This is a genomic window from Paraburkholderia sp. BL6669N2, from assembly GCF_003387275.1.
Taxonomy (GTDB): domain Bacteria; phylum Pseudomonadota; class Gammaproteobacteria; order Burkholderiales; family Burkholderiaceae; genus Paraburkholderia.
Genome location: NZ_QUNA01000002.1, coordinates 915,738 through 933,844 on the forward strand (window position 1 = coordinate 915,738; position 18,107 = coordinate 933,844).

At 56.3% G+C, this 18,107-nt stretch carries 17 protein-coding genes and 2 pseudogenes; 16 read left to right on the forward strand and 3 right to left on the reverse strand.

Features of this window, described 5'->3' with window-relative positions; genetic code table 11:
- The first annotated feature begins 2 nt into the window (after nt 1-2).
- From B0G80_RS26705 to B0G80_RS26735, 7 genes are all read left to right on the forward strand, one after another.
- Complete coding sequence (locus tag B0G80_RS26705) at nt 3-737, forward strand: amino acid ABC transporter permease (RefSeq protein WP_116120980.1); 735 nt, start codon at nt 3-5, stop codon at nt 735-737.
- A complete protein-coding gene (locus B0G80_RS26710) occupies nt 715-1,443 on the forward strand; it encodes an amino acid ABC transporter ATP-binding protein (RefSeq protein ID WP_116120982.1) in 729 nt (242 codons plus the stop codon). Before B0G80_RS26705 ends, B0G80_RS26710 begins: the two co-directional genes overlap by 23 nt.
- A gap of 2 nt (nt 1,444-1,445) precedes the next feature.
- The gene (locus B0G80_RS26715) at nt 1,446-2,597 is read left to right on the forward strand and encodes an epoxide hydrolase family protein (protein ID WP_116120984.1); all 1,152 of its coding nucleotides are present in this window, start codon (nt 1,446-1,448) and stop codon (nt 2,595-2,597) included.
- A 67-nt stretch (nt 2,598-2,664) separates the two neighbouring features.
- Complete coding sequence (locus B0G80_RS26720; protein ID WP_116120986.1) at nt 2,665-4,116, forward strand: amidase; 1,452 nt, start codon at nt 2,665-2,667, stop codon at nt 4,114-4,116.
- Between the two features lie 56 nt (nt 4,117-4,172).
- Nucleotides 4,173-5,528 carry an amidase family protein gene (locus B0G80_RS26725; RefSeq protein ID WP_116120988.1) on the forward strand — a complete coding sequence of 452 codons (1,356 nt, stop codon included), beginning with the start codon at nt 4,173-4,175 and terminating at the stop codon, nt 5,526-5,528.
- Between the two features lie 290 nt (nt 5,529-5,818).
- Complete coding sequence (locus B0G80_RS26730) at nt 5,819-6,490, forward strand: RraA family protein (protein WP_116120990.1); 672 nt, start codon at nt 5,819-5,821, stop codon at nt 6,488-6,490.
- A gap of 511 nt (nt 6,491-7,001) precedes the next feature.
- Nucleotides 7,002-7,970, forward strand: a complete 969-nt coding sequence (locus tag B0G80_RS26735; RefSeq protein WP_116120992.1) for a D-2-hydroxyacid dehydrogenase — start codon at nt 7,002-7,004, stop codon at nt 7,968-7,970.
- A gap of 941 nt (nt 7,971-8,911) precedes the next feature.
- Here the strand turns inward: B0G80_RS26735 and B0G80_RS47870 are convergent.
- Nucleotides 8,912-9,217 carry a LysR substrate-binding domain-containing protein gene (locus tag B0G80_RS47870; RefSeq protein WP_309568816.1) on the reverse strand — a complete coding sequence of 102 codons (306 nt, stop codon included), beginning with the start codon at nt 9,215-9,217 and terminating at the stop codon, nt 8,912-8,914.
- Nucleotides 9,218-9,738: 521 nt separating this feature from the next.
- On the opposite strand from B0G80_RS47870, the gene B0G80_RS26745 reads away from it, so the two are divergent.
- Nucleotides 9,739-10,941: a pyridoxal phosphate-dependent aminotransferase gene (locus B0G80_RS26745; protein WP_116120994.1), complete on the forward strand. Its 1,203-nt coding sequence runs from the start codon at nt 9,739-9,741 to the stop codon at nt 10,939-10,941.
- A gap of 64 nt (nt 10,942-11,005) precedes the next feature.
- Here the strand turns inward: B0G80_RS26745 and B0G80_RS46470 are convergent.
- Nucleotides 11,006-11,339: pseudogene (locus B0G80_RS46470) on the reverse strand (DDE-type integrase/transposase/recombinase); the annotation flags it as partial.
- Between B0G80_RS46470 and B0G80_RS48235 the strand changes: the two are divergent.
- Nucleotides 11,295-11,699, forward strand: coding sequence for a hypothetical protein (locus tag B0G80_RS48235; RefSeq protein ID WP_181920079.1), 405 nt, complete (start codon nt 11,295-11,297; stop codon nt 11,697-11,699). The pseudogene B0G80_RS46470 and the gene B0G80_RS48235 overlap by 45 nt on opposite strands.
- 45 nt (nt 11,700-11,744) lie before the next feature.
- Here B0G80_RS48235 and B0G80_RS48240 read toward each other — a convergent pair whose 3' ends face one another.
- The gene (locus B0G80_RS48240) at nt 11,745-12,131 is read right to left on the reverse strand and encodes a VOC family protein (protein WP_116120995.1); all 387 of its coding nucleotides are present in this window, start codon (nt 12,129-12,131) and stop codon (nt 11,745-11,747) included.
- 608 nt (nt 12,132-12,739) lie between these two features.
- Here B0G80_RS48240 and B0G80_RS26760 point away from each other — a divergent pair.
- The 7 genes and pseudogenes from B0G80_RS26760 (at nt 12,740) to B0G80_RS26785 (ending at nt 17,931) form a co-directional block, all read left to right on the forward strand.
- Nucleotides 12,740-14,038: an aminotransferase class V-fold PLP-dependent enzyme gene (locus tag B0G80_RS26760; protein ID WP_116123724.1), complete on the forward strand. Its 1,299-nt coding sequence runs from the start codon at nt 12,740-12,742 to the stop codon at nt 14,036-14,038.
- Between the two features lie 43 nt (nt 14,039-14,081).
- The gene (locus B0G80_RS26765) at nt 14,082-15,227 is read left to right on the forward strand and encodes a branched-chain amino acid ABC transporter substrate-binding protein (RefSeq protein WP_116120997.1); all 1,146 of its coding nucleotides are present in this window, start codon (nt 14,082-14,084) and stop codon (nt 15,225-15,227) included.
- Between the two features lie 235 nt (nt 15,228-15,462).
- The gene (locus B0G80_RS48245) at nt 15,463-15,624 is read left to right on the forward strand and encodes a flavin reductase family protein (protein WP_116120999.1); all 162 of its coding nucleotides are present in this window, start codon (nt 15,463-15,465) and stop codon (nt 15,622-15,624) included.
- 16 nt (nt 15,625-15,640) lie between these two features.
- Nucleotides 15,641-15,859: an ImmA/IrrE family metallo-endopeptidase gene (locus B0G80_RS47260; RefSeq protein ID WP_258879227.1), complete on the forward strand. Its 219-nt coding sequence runs from the start codon at nt 15,641-15,643 to the stop codon at nt 15,857-15,859.
- Nucleotides 15,860-16,283: 424 nt separating this feature from the next.
- The gene (locus B0G80_RS47265) at nt 16,284-16,406 is read left to right on the forward strand and encodes a hypothetical protein (RefSeq protein ID WP_258879050.1); all 123 of its coding nucleotides are present in this window, start codon (nt 16,284-16,286) and stop codon (nt 16,404-16,406) included.
- 488 nt (nt 16,407-16,894) lie between these two features.
- A pseudogene (locus B0G80_RS26780) lies at nt 16,895-17,080 on the forward strand (LysR family transcriptional regulator); the annotation flags it as partial.
- A 332-nt stretch (nt 17,081-17,412) separates the two neighbouring features.
- Nucleotides 17,413-17,931 (forward strand): Ohr family peroxiredoxin, encoded by a 519-nt coding sequence (locus tag B0G80_RS26785; RefSeq protein ID WP_116121001.1) that lies wholly within the window; start codon nt 17,413-17,415, stop codon nt 17,929-17,931.
- The last annotated feature ends 176 nt before the right edge of the window (nt 17,932-18,107 follow it).

The following is an 18,107-nucleotide window of genomic DNA, read 5'->3' on the forward strand; positions in this document are numbered from 1 at the left end:
ACATGTTCGGAATCGTTCAAAAGTATGGATTGCTTCTTCTCGTCGGGCAATTTCCCAATGGACCGATTGGAGGACTCGCGCTCACGCTGATTCTCTCCGTCCTCGGACTTGCGTTGTCTTTCCCGTTGAGCGTTGCACTCGCGCTGTGCAGAATGTCGCCGATCAGGCTCTTCTACGCGACTTCGACCGTACTGGTCTATGTGGTGCGGGGCATTCCCCTGGTGATGTTCGTCTTCTGGGGATACTTTCTTGTTCCCATTCTGGTTGGGCACAGTGTAACGGCCTTTACGGCGTTGATCTGTACGTTGGTTGTTTATGAGTCGGCTTATCTGTCGGAAGTGATTCGCGCGGGCGTCGAAGCGCTCCCGAAAGGGCAATTCGAAGCGTCGCGCGCGTTGGGGATGGGGTACTGGAAGACGCACTTCTGGGTCATCCTGCCGCAAGCTTTGTACAACATGGTTCCCAGCATCATCAGCCAGTTCGTGTCGCTCATCAAGGAAACGTCCATTGGCTACGTGATCAGCGTACAGGAACTGACATACGAAGCGAATCAGGTCAACAACAGCCTGCTGACAAGCCCGTTCCAGGTGTTTGTGATTCTGGTCACCGTCTATTTCGTGGTCTGCTTCGTGCTCACGAAGTGTGCAAATTATCTGGAGCGCAATGTTACACGCAAGCGCTCGCCGAAGGCGGTGCCGCAAAGGAGCATTGAAAGTGATTCGATTCTCGAAGGTTAACAAGTGGTACGGGGAGTACCAGGCGCTCGCTGACGTGACCGCGGAAGTTAGCAATGGCGAGGTGGTCGTCGTTTGTGGCCCTTCAGGCTCGGGAAAATCGACGTTGATTCGCACGATCAACCGGTTGGAGGAAATCCAGTCAGGCACCATCCACGTGAACGGTCAGGACATTCATGCTCACGGGATGCGACTCAATGATTTCCGTGGCGGCATCGGCTTTGTGTTTCAGTCGTTCAATCTGTTTCCGCATCTGTCTGTGCTTGAAAACGTGTGCCTCGCGCCAGTCAGGGTCTCGAAGAAACGAACCGTCGACGCGAAAGAGCAGGCGATGTCGCTGCTTCATCGCGTAGGTCTTGCAAACAAGGCGTCTGCCTATCCGCATCAATTGTCAGGCGGTCAGCAGCAACGCGTTGCGATTGCCCGGGCGCTTGCGATGAACCCGCCCGTCATGCTCTTTGATGAACCGACGAGCGCGCTCGACCCTGAAATGGTGGGTGAAGTTTTGACTGTCATGCGATCACTGGCCCGTGACGGGATGACCATGGTCTGCGTGACGCACGAAATGGGTTTCGCACGCGAGGTGAGCGACCGTGTATGGTTTATGGATAAGGGCGTCATCCTCGAAGAAAGCTCTCCCGCTGAGTTTTTTAGTGCCCCTCGGCACGCCAGAGCGAAAGCTTTCCTGTCGGATCTAACGTCATACTAGCCATGATTAATCGATTCCAAATACACGTAGATGACGTGGAACTGGCCTCCTTGAGGACGAAACTCGATCAGGTTCGCTGGCCCGATGAGTTGGAGGACGCGGGCTGGAGCTTCGGTGCCGATCTTCAGTTCATGCAGGAACTCCATGGTTACTGGCGTGAGACGTACGACTGGCGTGCGCAGGAGAAGCGGCTGAACGCACTGCCTCACTACCAGTACCGCGGTGATGGGCCAGCCATCCATTTCATCCATCAACCGGGGCAGGGACCGGCGCCACTGCCGTTGATCATGACGCACGGATGGCCAGGCAGCTTCGTGGAGATGCTGAAGATACTTCCGCTGCTTACCGATCCCGGAGCGCATGGCGGTGACCCGGCAGACGCCTTTTCGGTCGTCGTACCATCGATCCCCGGCTATGGCTTTTCTGAACGGCCGTTGCAGCGCGGAACCAGTGTGTTCGCGGTCGCCGACCTCTGGGCAGAGCTAATGGCGGCTCTCGGTTACGAACGATTCGGCGCTCAGGGCGGCGACTGGGGCTCGTGGATCAGTTCCGCGCTGGGTTTGCGGCATCCGGAGCGTCTGATCGGCATTCACCTGAACTACGTTTCCACCGGCTTTCGTCCCGATCTCGGTTCGGGCACGCCGTCGCTGACCGAAGAAGAGACTGCGTATCTGGATCGAGTTGCGAAGTGGCGCGACGCCGAAGGTGCCTACATCGCGATCCAGAGCACAAAACCACAAACGCTTGCGTATGGGCTGACCGACTCGCCCATGGGTCTTGCAGCGTGGTTGATAGAAAAATTCCAGAGCTGGAGTGATTGTGACGCGAGGCCCGATGAGGTGCTGAGCAAAGACGAGTTGCTTACGAATGTCATGATTTACTGGCTCACCAATACGGTTCATTCGTCGCTTCGTTTCTACAACGAATCACGTTCCGCGCCGCTTCATCTTCAGCCTGGCCAGCGCATATTGCCTCCGTGCGGCATCGTGCGTCTGCCACGCGAATTGCCGATGCCGCCGCGTAGCTGGGTAGAACGCGCGTTCAATCTGACGCACTGGACAACCCTCCCGCGCGGCGGTCATTTCGCGGCGATGGAGGCGCCTGAGCAACTTGCCGAGGACATTCGTACTTTCTTCAGGCCATTGCGAAAGTAAAAGCGACCCTCGGAAGGCGTCCCAACTGATTTCGCGATTATCCCGCTCGATCGAAAACTCATATCCAATGACAGATGCCAAGCTCCGCTTCCTGAGCGCCAAGGAAGCCCGACAATTGATCGCCAGAAAGGAAGTGTCCGCGCTCGAGTACGTGGTGGACTCATTGGATGCGATCGGCGCGGAAAATGACACGCTGCACGCCTTTCTAGAGGTCTACCGTGACGACGCGCTCGCCGCCGCTCGTGAAGCGGACAAGAGCATGGCGCGCGGCGAAGTTAGTGGCCCGCTTCATGGTTTGCCGTTTGCGGTCAAAGATCTGATCGACGTCGAGGGCAAGCCGACCACTGCGCAATCCGCCGTCTTGCGCGGTCAGGTTGCAAAGCGGGACGCTGACGTGACGCGTCAACTGCGCAGTGCGGGTGCCATCCTGATCGGGAAGTTGACCCTGGAGGAATTCGGCATCGGTTCACCGTCGGATAGGTTGCCGTGGCCACCTGCACGTAATCCGTGGGACATGGAACGCACGCCCGGCGGCTCGTCGAGCGGCTGCGGCGTCGCACTGGCCGCGTGTCAAGTGCCGCTTACTATCGGCACCGACACAGCGGGCTCTGTCCGGAATCCCGCCGCGATGTGTGGCGTGACCGGTCTTAAACCGACTTACGATCTGCTCAGTCGCGAAGGCGTATTTCCGCTTGCCCCATCACTGGACCATGTCGGCTTGATGACGCGCAGCGCTGAAGACTGCGCACTTGTGCTCCGCGCTCTAAAGCGTGGCGCAAACTGGTCAGTGCTCGGACACGCGGCGGAAAACATGCCGCTACGCGGTCTCCGGGTCGGTCTGCTCGCACATTTCCATAGTCGCGATATCGTAGCTAGCGAAGAGACACGTTCCGCGATCACTTTAGCAGCGTATGAGTTCGCGCAACTCGGTGCTGTGGTGGAGACTGTCGACGCTGGCGATCTCGAGTCGTTTCGGCAGTGCGGCTCGACACTTCTGCGCTTCGAGGCGTACGCGGTCCACCGTAACTTTCTTGCGCAGGCTCCTGAGCGCTATGGTGCCCGTTGCCGCGACACGCTTCTAAACGGTGCTTCGGTGTCTGGGCAGGAATACCTGGACGCAAAAAGGCAACAACGTATTCTCACGGACCAGATCGATCGCGTGCTCGAAACATCGGACGTTCTGATTGCGGGAATCTCCGCGCACACGGCCGCGTTGCTTGCTGACGAAGAGGCCATCAACCGGTCGGCCAACCAGATGCGCGTGCCTTTCAATGTTACTGGTCACCCGGCGCTGTCGTTTTGTATCGGCTTTTCGTCCTCAAGCGGCTTGCCTATCGGTGCGCAATTGATCGGGCGACGCTTTGAAGAAGAGAAACTGCTGGCCATCGCCGCAGCATATCAAGGCGTGACCGCGTGGCATATGCAGCATCCGTGCATGCCCTTTACCCGCCGTCGCGGAACTGTTCACCGCGACGCCTGGCCCGCGTATGGGCAGTCTCAACGTGATCTTCCCCAATAGGAGCAGTCGATGATCGACGTCCCTTCAACTCCGTGGTTGCGTAGCGAGGGGGTAGCATGACCGCCCGTTCGCAGAGCCAGGATGATGCGGTGCGCCTTGCAAAAAACAGGAACGCCTGCAGCGCGCACATCGAAGCCGCGCTGGATGCCGTCGGCATGCACGACGCAGCGTTCACCCGCATCTATGCGGAAGCTGCAATAGCCCACGCGGCTACCGTCGATACACGCCGCGCGCAGGGCGTCGAAAGGCTGACTGCGCTCGCGGGAATGCCCATCACGATCAAGGACAACATGGATGTGGCGGGCGAGCCCACAGCGGCGGGCTCGCGCGTCCTCGCGGAGACAGCGTCTCCTGCAGCTACCGATGCCGATGTGGTCAAGCGCCTGCGCACGGCAGGGGCGATCATCCTGGGCAAAACGGCGATGGCGGAACTCGCGTTGTCGTCCGTCGGCCTCATCGAAGCAACGGGACAGCTTCCTAATCCGCTCGATCCTGAGCGCGTGCCCGGCGGTTCCTCATGCGGTGCGGCAGTGTCGGTCGCTGTCGGTGCAGCCTCCGCCGCACTGGGCACCGATACCGGCGGATCGGTGCAAATTCCGGCCGCGCTCTGCGGGCTTGTCGGTTTCAAGCCGACGGCGTCGCAGATTTCGCGTGAGGGCGTCGTTCCGCTTTCGCAGCATCTTGACTCGGTAGGCGTAATCGCCCATTCCGTTCGATGTTGTCGCATGGTCTACGAAGCGCTTGCACAAAATCCTGCAACGAGTTTTCCAGACCAGGTGCCGCGCTCGATTAAAGGGCTTCGGTTCGCGGTGCCTCAAAATTATGTGCTGAATGACCTCGAACCCGCAGTGGCGGCCGCCTTTGAGCGAACACTTAGTGTTTTGTCGAAACACGGTGCCGTGCTGCAGGATATCGACTTACCTGCGTTCGACCGCGTTCCGGACGTCTATCAAGGAGGTGGCTTCTCGATGGCCGAGCTATACGCGTGGCTAAGGTCTCGCGGGTCGCTAACGCGTTCGCTGATTTCATCGCGCGCGTACTCGCGAATTGAGCAGGGCGGTGTGCTCTTAGCCGCTGATATGCTCGACAGGCTCTCGCTGCGTGCTTCGCTTGTCGAGAGCGCTGCTCAGCAGACAAGCCGCTGGGACGCACTGTTGATGCCGACGTGCCCAATACTGCCACCGTTCATTCGAGCTGTTGCCGATGACGACGGCTATAACCGTTACAGCATGCTTCTGATGCGAAACACACGCGTCGCAAACGTACTCGATCGTTGTGCGGTGACCCTCCCTGTCAACGATCGTGATGGCCTACCTGTTGGAATGATGTTGATGGGACTGCGCGGACAGGATGATGCGCTGCTCGGAATCGCAGAAGCCGTCGAGGGGCTGCTTCCCCGGCGAATTGCCTGAGAAGGACCACCATGAAAGTTGTCCTACTCGATAGTGTTGGCGCTTCCAAAAAATCCGGGGCGGTTCACGATTGCGCGGTTGATAGGTTGATAGCCAACCGTACTTTTCGCTGCGCGCTGTCATGCCAAATAGGAATTTCTCATCTATCGGTTTAGGTCGCGGTAAGTAAGGAATTGACGGGAATAGCATCTCTTACCTGGGGACGCATTTGAACCGGGCGAATTCGCGCTGGTTGTCAACAGTCAAGAGACCTTTTGGGGCGGGTTAAAACTGAAGTTTGGGGATGGAAAATGATTGGTTTTCAAATCAAAAACCGGGAACGCTGCGTGAGTCCGGAGCTGACAGAGCAGTTCAGGTCGCTACCCGTCGCTAACGTAAGCGACGTGATGTCGCGACTTACTGCGGCCGGTGCCTCGCTGCGGCCAATGCACGACGGAACCGCGATGGCAGGGCCGGCTCTCACAGTTAAGTGCCGTCCCGGTGATAATCTGATGGTGCACAAAGCACTGGAGTGTGCGGTGACGGGAGACGTGATTGTCGTTGATGCCGGCGGCGACCTAACCAACGCGATTATCGGCGAACTGATGACGGCATACGCAGCAAGGAAGGGCATCGCTGGCATCGTCATCAACGGCGCCGTCCGAGACAGTGACACTCTGCGCAAGGGGAGTCTTCCGGTCTTCGCGGCAGGGGTCACGCACCGGGGACCCTATAAGGATGGTCCGGGCGAAATCAACGTTACGGTCGCCATTGGCGGCATGTGCATCGAGCCCGGCGACTTGGTCATCGGCGATGCCGATGGCCTTCTTTGTGTGCCATTCCAACTTGCGGACGAAATCTACGAAGCGGCGAGCGCAAAGCATTGCGCCGAGGAAGCTACAATTACTGAAATCTGGGAAGGAAGGCTCGATACTGGTTGGATTGACCAGCGCTTACGTTTGCTGGGCTGTGCAGGCGTGTAGTACTGCGGCGGGAAACGTTCGCGCGCTCGACCTTGTGCAATCCGGGCCGCAACTGTTTGCGACGATTGAATCGGCGGCCGACCGTGGACGCGTTGGCGATGCCGAAGGATTAGGGACCTCGCGATATCGCCACCTGCATACGAAGCAGCTCCAGCCCCTTTGCGCGAGAGTTCAACCCGACACTGGGAAGCTCCGCTGCGCCTTGCCTATCAGAGGTGGAGTCCGCACGGCGCGTATTTAAAAACGCCAATCGGGTCAGGGCGTTAGCTGGCGCGCTGGTGCCAATTTTCGCCGTCTTCAGTATCACTGTGCAGGTTTCGCCTGAGTCGTTCGCCACCACTGGTGGCGTGATGCTCGTTGCTTTTCAAGGTTGAGCTGACGATGAGGTGCACGAAATCGACGAGTTCGCTTTGTCAACGATGGCCGCTAGCCATTGCCGCCCACTGAGAATCGCTTTAACCGTTTCGGAAACACTAACTTCTTGTAAAAGAAACACTCTTCGTAGGCATCCATGAGTCAAGAGAAACTTCACGTTGTTTTTCTCGATAGAGAGACTATTTCGCCTCAAACGGTGCTGAGGCCATTTCAGTTCGAACATTCAATCGACGTGTTCGAACGAACATCTCCCCAAGAGCTTGCGAGCCGAATTGCTCAAGCAGATATCGTAATCACAAATAAGACAAAGCTCGGTGCCGAGGCCATCGCTGGGGCCAAGAGGTTGCGAATGGTAGCAGTGGCGGCAACGGGCACGGATGTAGTTGACCTGGCAGCCTGTTCCACACGAAATGTTGTGGTAACTAACATTAGGAACTACGCAACGAATACTGTACCTGAGCATACGTTTGCCTTGATATTCGCATTACGGAGAAGCCTCGTCGCGTACTCCAACGCAGTCAGGAGGGGGCGGTGGCAGGATTCTCGTCAGTTCTGCTTCTTTGACTATCCCATCCAGGATTTGAAGGGTTCCACCATCGGCATCATTGGGGATGGACTGCTGGGGCGCGCGGTCGGAGCCTTGGCGCGCGCGTTGGGGCTTAACGTACTTTTCGCTGCCTACAAAGGCCGAAGCGACATGGGGCCGCTCTACACTCAATTCGAAGACGTCTTGCGAGACAGCGATATCATCACGTTGCATTGTCCGCTTATCCCGGCGACTCGCAATATGATTGCAGCACCAGAATTCGACCTCATGCAAAGAAAGCCGCTAATCATTAACACTGCGCGTGGGGGGCTGGTCGATGAGCATGCACTCGTGCAGGCGCTGCGAGAGGGGAAGATCTCCGGGGCGGGTTTCGACGTAACAGTTCAAGAGCCTCCCCCAGAGGACCATCCTTTCATGGAGCTCCGTGATACTCCGAACTTTATCCTTACACCTCACGTTGCATGGGCGAGCGATGAAGCCGTGCGGTCGTTGACGGACCAACTCGTCGACAACATCGAAGCATTCGTAAGCGGACGGCCTCGAAACGTGGTCGCGTAGCATTCCCGCTGAATCTTCCGGTAAGGGCTTGTGGACAAACTTCTGTCGCAGGCCCTTGCCACTGCTCGACATGAGGAACCCGCGTAACGCTCGTGTAGCGGGCGCCGTGCGGTGCAGCGCACAGTGTCGTCGAGAAGTTGAGTCGACTGGCGCATATTCTCCAGCCAGCGCCCGCTTTCCTTTTCCTCAATCGGCGCGCGCATGCGATCGATATGGCGCTTAAGCTCAGAAGCCCCGTTGAACTGCTTTCTCGTCCAGAAATTTCACCGCAGTCAACCCAAGTGGCGTCCATCCGCAGCGACCGCAAGACTCGAATCTTTGAGGATGCCGCACTGTGTGAGCGGCTGCCGCGGACCCACGCCATTCTTTCCCGTTCGCAGGTTCGCCTTGCCCGTGTAGCCGATGAGTTCGGGACGCTCCCGTTGGTACGAGAATGTGGTCGTGTCCTGCAGGATAAGTACCGGTCCGTCTGTGGCGTTCACTCGTTCAGCGCTCGCATGGAAATGTCCGCTCAAGATATCGCATTCGCCGACGCGGTTGTTCGACAGAAAAGAGCAGGGTGCCGAAGTCGCAGCATTCTGCTGCGAGGCGTGCGACTTCCCGAGTCGGCGAGTAAGGGTGGTCGGAACGATAGCCGGCGTTGTAATCCACGGGCGGCAAGGGCGGATTCGTCTGTATTACTCCCAGTATTTCCTTTGCAACGAGTTGTTGCATGCACGCGGAAGGGAGGTAGCTTATACCGAGGCCAGAGACGGTCAGCCCATCTGCGCAATCAGTTTGTTGCTGGAAAACACTTTCCGAATGTGATCGCCTTGGTCTTGCAGAAAGCGTCCGCACACCATCCCAGTTCCGGAGGCGTTACCTTGAGTGAGCAACGGAAACTGAGAGATTTCTGCGAGCGGAATGGGAATACCCGGGGGTACTAGCTTTGGCGCGCACATTCAGGAGTTTGGAACCGACGCCAGATGTCTCGATACATACGCCTCGCTCAGAGCTGCTCCGGGCACGACTATGAAATCGATGCTGTCTTCTGCGAGTCTCTCAGGAAGAACCGAACTCAGCTTCACTTCAGCTTCAACGATGGCTTTTGGATACTCTCGCTTGATTGCCGCTATCAGCTTGGGAAGCCACGTCAGCGCGGTCAGTTCGGTAACGCCCGTCGCAGCCGGCGTACCAACACTTCCTTTGCGCTGACTCGTTCGACAATCTCGTCTCGCCGTTCCAGCAATTCGTTTGCGGACACATATAGCTCCTCGCCCTTCTCGGAGCGAGCGCTACGCCGGCTTCGGTCGAACACCTCAAGATTGAAGGTGCTTTCGAACTCCTGGATGCGTTTCGAAGTAGCTGACCGGCTTGCATGCAGCTTGCTCGCGCTGCTTCGAAGAAACCGAGCTCGACTATCCAGAAGAGCGCCTCTACTTGCTTGAATGTAAGCATCATCTTTTCACAACATGAATAAAAGAGATTAAATTACTTTAAAAAAAATCGCTTTTGCTCAGTTAATTTTACATCTATCGTTGCTCTATTAGGTGGCCGGTATGGCCGAAGAATTGCAGACGGAGCGATGTTGTCGGCAATCAGGCGAGCCAATGCACGCACCCGCAGTGCAATTGCGTTCGGCGCTTCAGGCTTGCTGCAACCGCATCTGTGAATCAGGAGAGCGCGCAGCGGCACTAGCGGCGGCGCAACTCGAACAGGAATGGCTAGGCACTGTACGCAGCCGTAAATCCCGGTGGCTGACTCTCATCGCAACCAAACAGGCTTCAAAATGAACTTTTTTTCCGACCGCATCAATCGAATCAAGCCGTCGCCTAGCATTGCAGCCAAAGCACTTGTTGACAAGTTGCGGGCGGAAGGTCGAGACATCGTCGACTTCACCATCGGCGAGCCTGACCTTGCCACACCGTCCCACGTCATCGAAGCAGCTGTAACGGCATTGCGCGATGGCGATACGAAATACACAGGTTCGAGCGGCACCCCGCAGCTGCGTAAGGCGATTGCCGAGAAGCTTGCCCGCGATAACGGATTGGACTACTCGGCCGAGAATGTCGTGGTGGGCACCGGTGGAAAGCACATTATCTTCCACGCTTTGGCCGTTACGCTGAACCATGGAGATGAAGTCATCATCCCCGCGCCTTTTTGGGTTTCGTACCCCGACATCGTAATGGTGAATGAGGGGATTCCGGTCATCGTCACAGGAGAGGCAAGCGACGGATTCAAGCTTTCCCCTCAGGCGCTGGAGGCGGCAATCACACCGCGCACAAAGTGGCTCATCCTGAATTCCCCCAATAACCCTACAGGTGCGGTGTACACAGCCGAAGAATTCGTGGCAATCGGCGAAGTACTCGAGCGGCACCCGCACGTATGGTTGATGTCCGACGAAATCTACGAGCATTTCGTGTACGGTGACGCCCGACACGTATCGCCGGTGCAAGCGATCCCTGGCATCAAGGAGCGCTGTCTGGTGGTCAACGGAGCGTCGAAGGGATATTGCATGACAGGATTTCGCATCGGTTTTGGCGCTGCTCCCGTCCCCCTTATCAAAGCGATTACCAAGCTGATTACTCAGACCACTACGTGTCCTAGCTCTGTCAGTCAGGCTGCTGCGGTTGCGGCGTTCTCCGAGAGCCAAGATGCACCCCGCCAGGCCGGGAAAATCTTTGAAGCACGCGGACGGCTGATGGCGGAACTGCTAGGCGGAGCGAGAGGGATGGCTGTTGAGCCTCCGCGGGGAGCGTTCTATCTGTTTCCCTCGGTCGCGGGTCTATTGGGAAAGAAAACACGGGCGGGTTCAATACTTCAGACTGACCTTGACGTCGTTCGCTACTTCTCCGAGGAAGCCGGAGTCGCGACGCTCGACGGTACCGCATACGGAGTCGCACCATACCTGAGGTTGTCTTTTGCGACCTCCGAAGATGCGATTCGAGAAGGCTGCCGCCGCATTGTCCAGGCGTGTGCAGCTCTAAAGTAGGCCTCCTGGCTCGACTTCGGAAAGGCAGAGCGGTCGAGGCGCATGATCCGTGTCTCAGCTCACATTCGCGAACCCAGGCATGCCGCCGCTCGCGTTCGGGTGTCGGCTGATGACTGTTTTCAACCTGGTTATTGATCCGCGCGCTGGCTTTGACGAAAACGTGTCTGATTTGAGCCAGCGCGCGAATCTCGGCTTTCGCCGCCGGATAGCTGCGCAGCGGGTCGGTCAAGATCTTGCGCGGTGCTGCAGCACATGAGGCAAGCACGCGCTTGAGAACCGCTTCGCTGCTGCCTTGCCGCGGTGTATCTGCAGCAGGATATCGAGTTCAGCCTCGTGTTGATCAGCGGCGCGTCATGGCAGAAATGATCTCCACGCAACGTCATAAATACTTCGTCAAGGAAGGGAGCATTGCGTTCTTCAACGTGATGGATCCAGAACGCACAACGATCTTTTCGACGAAACCCCTCGTTGCGACGGCGCAGGACGCAATCGATTATCTGAACAAGGCGTGGTTTTCGGAAGGGGGCGTCATTGGAGTGGTAGACGGAGACAATGTCGGCCTCCTTGAATGCCCCTGGATAGTGCACGAGGTTGGTGCCCATCGAGGCCAGACGCGACCCGGAGAGAGCGCCGCTGGGCGGCAGTGGGTGCCAAGACACCCAGTACCTAGCTGGGGCAATCCAATCCGATCGTTAAACCATAGGGCCGGTCAATTGCAACGGATTCTTTTCAATGCAGGTCCCATTCGCGTGCATTGAAAGCCTGACGAAAATCGACAACAGATGTGGCACTGACCAGGCTTCTTATGCGTTTTCGGCATAGGAAATGAACTCCAATAGCGAACCGTCGGGATCTCGAAAATAGATGCTCGTTCCGTTCCCGCGTGATCCAAATCTCGGGAGAGGTCCTAATTCGATCTCCACATCATGGCGTCCAAGATGGCTGATCGCGGTCGAGATTGGACCGTCCCATTCGAAGCACAAATCGCTGCCGCCCGGCGCAACAGGTATGTGTGCCACAGGTCTCGGAGTCGCACCAGGCCCATGTAGGTTGAGTTGCCCACGTTCGAACCGATAGGCCCAATGGCCCTTATGCGGGACAACCTCAGCGAACAAGACATCCCGATAGAAGACATTTGAACGTTCCCAGTCTGAAACGTGCAGAACGCAATGATCGAGTTTCACGTGCATTTTCCGCTCCTTATCTTCGCTGTTTTGTATCCATGCCCATTCATGTAATGAGGACAGTTCATCTGGATATCTCCAAAAGAGTATGAATCGGGTCAGTGCAGAGCTTCTTAGGGTGTTTTCTGATAGAAGCCTAGCTACCCTTAACCATTCTTCCACGCGAAAAAATTGTTAAAAAGCGATATTTTTATATGTGTTTCAATCGCTTTTTATCAGGTATTGCAGCCCCCCATCGCACGGCCGACGCCACGGCTCTTTGGCCGAAGCTGCTGCTCGATATTTGGATGACCTGCCGTGGATATTGCTCACTTCCAACACTTGCAGGCAAAAGAGCTCACGTTGCACCATACGCTGGCCGGAACGCCAGCTGCATTCATTCTGGTTGTGATAGGTCCGTGAGCGTACTCGCTAATTTTTAGTCGCGCTCGCCTGCGCGCGCCATGCTCCGTAGTGTCAACTCGACCTGCATCGATGCATCAACTTTAGAAGATGAATTAAAGAGATTTAAATTCATCGAAAAAAATCGCTTTCCGTCCGATTTGTGGAAGTTTATCGTGAGTCCGCTCATTCGTGAGAGTGGTTCGCGAACAAAAAGTACAGGGGAGGACGCAATGGAGAATGCTGATGGGCAGCTGTTCAGCGATGCGCTGATGCGCGTGATTAAAGAAAAGTTTCATTATGTTGATTCCGACTTCACGGGGCGCAAGCGGCTCTACTTTGACAACGCAGGTGGGTCATTCCGCTTAAAGAAGGCCGTTGAACGGTTCGCAGAGGTTGATTCCACGCCCGATAACCCGGAGCGAATACACGAGATTTCCCGCAAATTGCAGGTTATCCAGAAGTGCGGCGTGGAAGATGCTCGGCTAATCCTTAATGCATCAGATGGGACGGTTTATGCCTCTTTGACGGCTTCGGGAGCGATGTTCCAATTGGTCGAGGCGATAGCAGGAGCCGTCCCCGGGACTAACTTGGTCACGACGGTGCTGGAGCATCCGTGTTCGTTCGACGCGATGACCATGTATTCCGAGAAACTGGGTAAAGAGCTTCGCGTCGCAAGAAGCAACCAGGCTACGGGCGGAGTCGACGTGGAGGAAATCACTAGCTTGATAGATTCCGAGACCTGCCTGCTCAGCGTCATCTACGCTTCGAACATCACCGGTGCAAAGCTTGACCTTGAGCGAATCGTCCGAGCCGCGCGAGCTATCAAGCCAGATCTGTACATCGTTGTCGACGCGGTGCAGCACGCTCCACATGGAGTGATTGATTTAAAAAAGACGCCCGTTGACGCTATCAACTTCGCTCCCTACAAATTTTTCGGGTGTAGGGGCTCCGGCATTTCATGGCTTTCGCCTCGAGCGGCTAAGCTGCCTCATCACAAACTTGCAGCGAAACCAACGGATTTCTGGGATTTAGGTAGCGCAGCCCCGGCGCAATTTGCGGTCGTAAGTGAGATTGTGGACTATGTATGCTGGCTGGGCGAGCAGTTCGAACCGTCGTCCGACCGCCGAAAGCGCTTTGTCGCAGGCATGAAAGCCATCGGGCTCCATGAGCGAGCTCTTCTTACGAGGCTACTTAACGGAACTGAGGAGCTACGCGGGCTTCGTATGCTGCCGCGCGTGCAGGTACTTATGGACCACAGCGACCTTACTCGCCGCGACCTGATTCTCGCGCTGGCATTCGAGGATATCGCAGAGGTGGACGCCGTTAGGGAATACGAACGGCGTGGCGTCATTGTCTACGAAAGGGTTTCGACAAGTCTCTATTCCAAACGGATGCTCGAGTCATTTGGGTTGAGAGGCGCCGTCCGTATTTCCCCCTTGCACTGCAATTCGCCAGAAGACGTCGACGCCTTCCTCCGCATCACCGCTGATATTGCGGAAACTGTGGCCTCGAAAACTGGTAGATCGTGAACTTATCAATCGCACGTACTTCTTATGTCTGGGGAATTTTATTATGTTGATCCGCATATATCGCAATATCTGTGTCAGTTCGCTATCGATGTTTCTGGTATTTGGTGTTAGCCATGTAAATGCCGATGAGATCGCAAAGATAGGACATGTAGGACCCGTTACAGGGGGCAGCGCGCATCTCGGAAAAGATACGGAAAACGGTGCTCGCCTCGCAATTGAAGAAATCAACTCAAAAGGACTGGTCATCGGTGGTCAGAAAGTCCTCCTGAAGTTTGATCCTCAAGACGACGCAGGCGATCCGCGACAGGCGACTCAGATCGCGCAAAGACTCGTGGACGACAAAGTAGTCGCTGTGGTTGGGCACATGACTTCTGGTACTTCAATTCCAGCATCAAAAATATACAGCGATGCTGGAATAGTTCAAATTTCCCCAGCGGCGACTAATCCGGTCTACACTCAGCAAGGTTTCAAGACCGCTTACCGTGTAGTTGCGACCGACGCACAGCAAGGGCCCGCTCTGGCGGATTACGCATCGAAAATATTGCATGCGAGATCGGTTGCGATCGTCGATGATGCTACAGCTTATGGGCAAGGGTTAGCCAACGAGTTCGAGAAGCGTGCGAAGGCGAATGGAATGAGCGTGTTATCGCACGACGCAACAAACGATAAAGCGGTCGATTTTCGCGCGATTTTGACCAAGATCAAAGGCGAAAAACCTGACGTAATCATGTACGGCGGCATGGATGCTACCGGCGGCCCTTTTGCTAAACAGGAGGAACAACTCGCCATCTCCTCTAAAATATTGGGTGGCGACGGATTGTGTGCGACAACGCTATCACAGCTCGCTGGCGATGCCGCTGACAATGTCGTGTGTTCGATCGCTGGCGAGCCACTACAAAAAATGGCGGGTGGCGCGGCCTTTGAAAAGCGATTTGATGGCCGGTTCGGCCAGGCGGTACAGTTGAACGCACCGTTCTCCTACGACGCTGTGTATATTATTGTCGAAGCAATGAAGCGTGCAAATTCAATAGACCCGGCAAGAATATTGGCGGCAATGCCCGCGACAGACTATAGCGGGGTTCTTGGGAAAATTCAGTTTGATTCGCGTGGTGATTTGAGGAACAGTGTTATTTCTTTGTATCGTTACAAGGGTGGCATTCAACAATTGATCGACGTTGTAAAGTTGTAATGCAGATAGCAAGTGACGAAGAAGAGGAGAGGAGGAGAATAAATGGACAGGAGGGAGGAGAGCGTCTCCCTTCCTTCTCCTCCTCTTCCCGTCTTTTCTCCTCTCTCGTTTTCCCTTTCTTCTCCTTCTCTTTCCTCCCTTCCTCTTCGTGCTCCATAAGATGTGAGCACGTATAGCCCAAAGTGAGAAGCGGCACCAGCGGTCTGATAGACATAGATATCCGCAAACCTTCTCGATGGATCCACCGCTGGTTCTCGTTTCGGTGCGAAAGCAATCACGCTTTAACGAATCAGAAAAAGCCGGCGTCTCGTTTGGGGTGAACTTTCCTGCGGAGAGTCAGCAGGCAGTGAGGGCGCATTTCGGCGGCATGTGGGGTAAGCTTCACGCAAGCCCATGAGCTTGGGCATTGCATCCTGCACCGACAACTCACGGAGTCGTTCCAGTGCAGCGATGCCGACATATTGAAGTGGTCCAAGGATGACAAGGACATCGAGGCGCCAGCTGACCTGTTTGCGTCCTACCTGCTGATGCCGCTCGACGATTACCGTAAGCAGGTCACGTCCACAGTCGATCTGGACCTGCTCGGGCACTGCGCCAATCGCTATGGCGTGTCGCTGACGGCGCAATTCTGAAATGGTTGCAGTACACGGATGAGAAGGCCGTGCTTGTGATGTCCAATGATGGCTTCATCAATTGGGCGTGGTCCAGCGAGCCGGCGGCGAAGGCAGGCGCTTTCTTCAGGACGCGCAAGAGCGTTATTCCATGTGCCCCATGGAGCACTCGCTTCCAATCCCGACATCAAGCATGATCGAGCAGGCACGGAATTCCCCGCCTCTATCTGGTTTCGGCATGCCAGCGCCGACAGCCGCTCCGGGAGATGAAGATCCATGCCGAGCAATACGGTGTCGTTCTAAGTCTGTTGCACCTGCCGCGCTCTGCAGACGTCTGGACGCCTCGGGTCGAGGAGCAGTAGCGGTGCGGTGCCGGTCGGCATGTCGAAGCAATCCGATCCCCGCGATCGGTTATCCCAATACGAACTGATGAAGGGGCTGCAATATGATCGTCGCCATCGCACATTGCCTTTTTCCCCGCAAGCAAGGCAAGGAATCCTTGGTCGCGTTGTCAGCCGTTGCGGCAGGTGTGATCGGCTCCATCGCAACTTTGGTAACCTTGGCATGATAATTCTCAAACACTAAAAATGCGGGTGATTCGCGATATCGCCCTCATGGCCAGACGGGGCCGCGACCTGCTGTTACTAGACTGCGCAAACCACAAACCTCCCGCGAAGACCGATCACGAGTTGGTATTTGAGCTCACGGGGGGGGCGGATAGCAGTTGCGGCGCAGGATTTCCCGCTTTTTGCACCCAAAAGGTACGAGATTTGGTTCCCCGCGCTAATAGCGGGTTGCTGTGATGCAGCACAGAACTATACCGGCCCTTTTAGTTCGTGGCTCCATAACCCCTCTAGGGCCGGCTTCCCGCACACTTTATGTTTCCGAAAACCACGCAGTCAGAGGCTGATGGGGTCCTCACGTAAACTTTAGCGTTTCTGCCCAGATGTAACCTTAACGAAACGATGGCCCTCTGAGCTATTTTTCCCGCAGACTTTAGTGTTCGCAGATAGCGGCTATCGGGAGACAACAAGGTTCGCGGGAAGCGGAAAGGGCCGTTCAGAAACACTGATTTTCTGTCTGCCCCAATATGCGCCGGACGATCGCGGTCATTACCTGTGTTATCTCAGCCGCAAGCATCTGCCAGCCAGAATCCGCGTGTTCATCGACTACATGGCGGAGCAAACGAGCGCGCTCGATCTGCAATGCCTGACCAATGTGATGGCGGTGCCGACACGCTGATTGGTGCTTTGGAGGCAACACGGTGCATCGCGGCGCAAGCCTTCCCGACGGACCGTCGCGCGCCTACGATCCACCTATACGCTGACGGCGTATCAAGGTCGGTCCGGCACTATTCACAGAGAAAAACCATGATGATCGTTTCAATCGGCGGTGGCCTCAGCGCCAGCGGGCTTGTCGACGAGTGGTCTGCGCCGAACCAGAACGCACAACCTGAAGACAACACGCCGGCGGCACAGACCATCCCGTGTTCGGAGACTGCGAGCTTGCGCGCACAGTTCAGCCGGTTACGAGCCGCAGCGTAGGCCAACGGCTGTCAGCTGTCAGACACACACATGACGAGTCCTTTGTTTCCACCACCGCTCGCCCTGCTCGACAAGTACTTCGGGCAGGACTTTCAGACGCTGTATTCGACGACCGTAACCGTCTCGGGCGGCGAGGCGCGTCACGGTCGAGCATCGGGTATCGTCCGCTCGGACGACGGCGAACTCGACCTCGAACTGCGCTTACCCGAGCCGCTCGGCGGGCCGGGTGGCGGGACGAATCCCGAGCAGTTGTTCGCTGCCGCTTTTGCCGCATGTTTTCACGGCGCTCTGAACCTGCTCGCCGCAAAGGCGGAGATAGCGATTGCCGACGCGAAAGTGGAAGTTACTGTTGATTTCGGCCGCGATCCCGTCGATGGTCTGTTCAATCTGGTTGCGCGGGTCCGCATTCATTTGCCGGGCGTTGAACCTTGTATTGCCGAGGAACTCGTGCGTAACACGGAGCGCTTCTGTCCGTACGCGAAAATGGCGCGCGAGGGGATCGTGAGCGTCGTCGCGCTTGCGCGGCCGAACGGCGCAGCAAAGCCGTAATTTCACGCGCATTTCGTGCGAACGTGCGGACCGTTGCGACAGCAGGTTGAAGCAATCATGGGGGCGCCTGTGCTGCAGCCATGAGACTCGCAAGCTAGACGTGATTCGCGATGCACGCGACTGCTCCCGAAAATCGCATGAGAACCGGAGATGTGTGGACTCGACCCGTGGTCGCA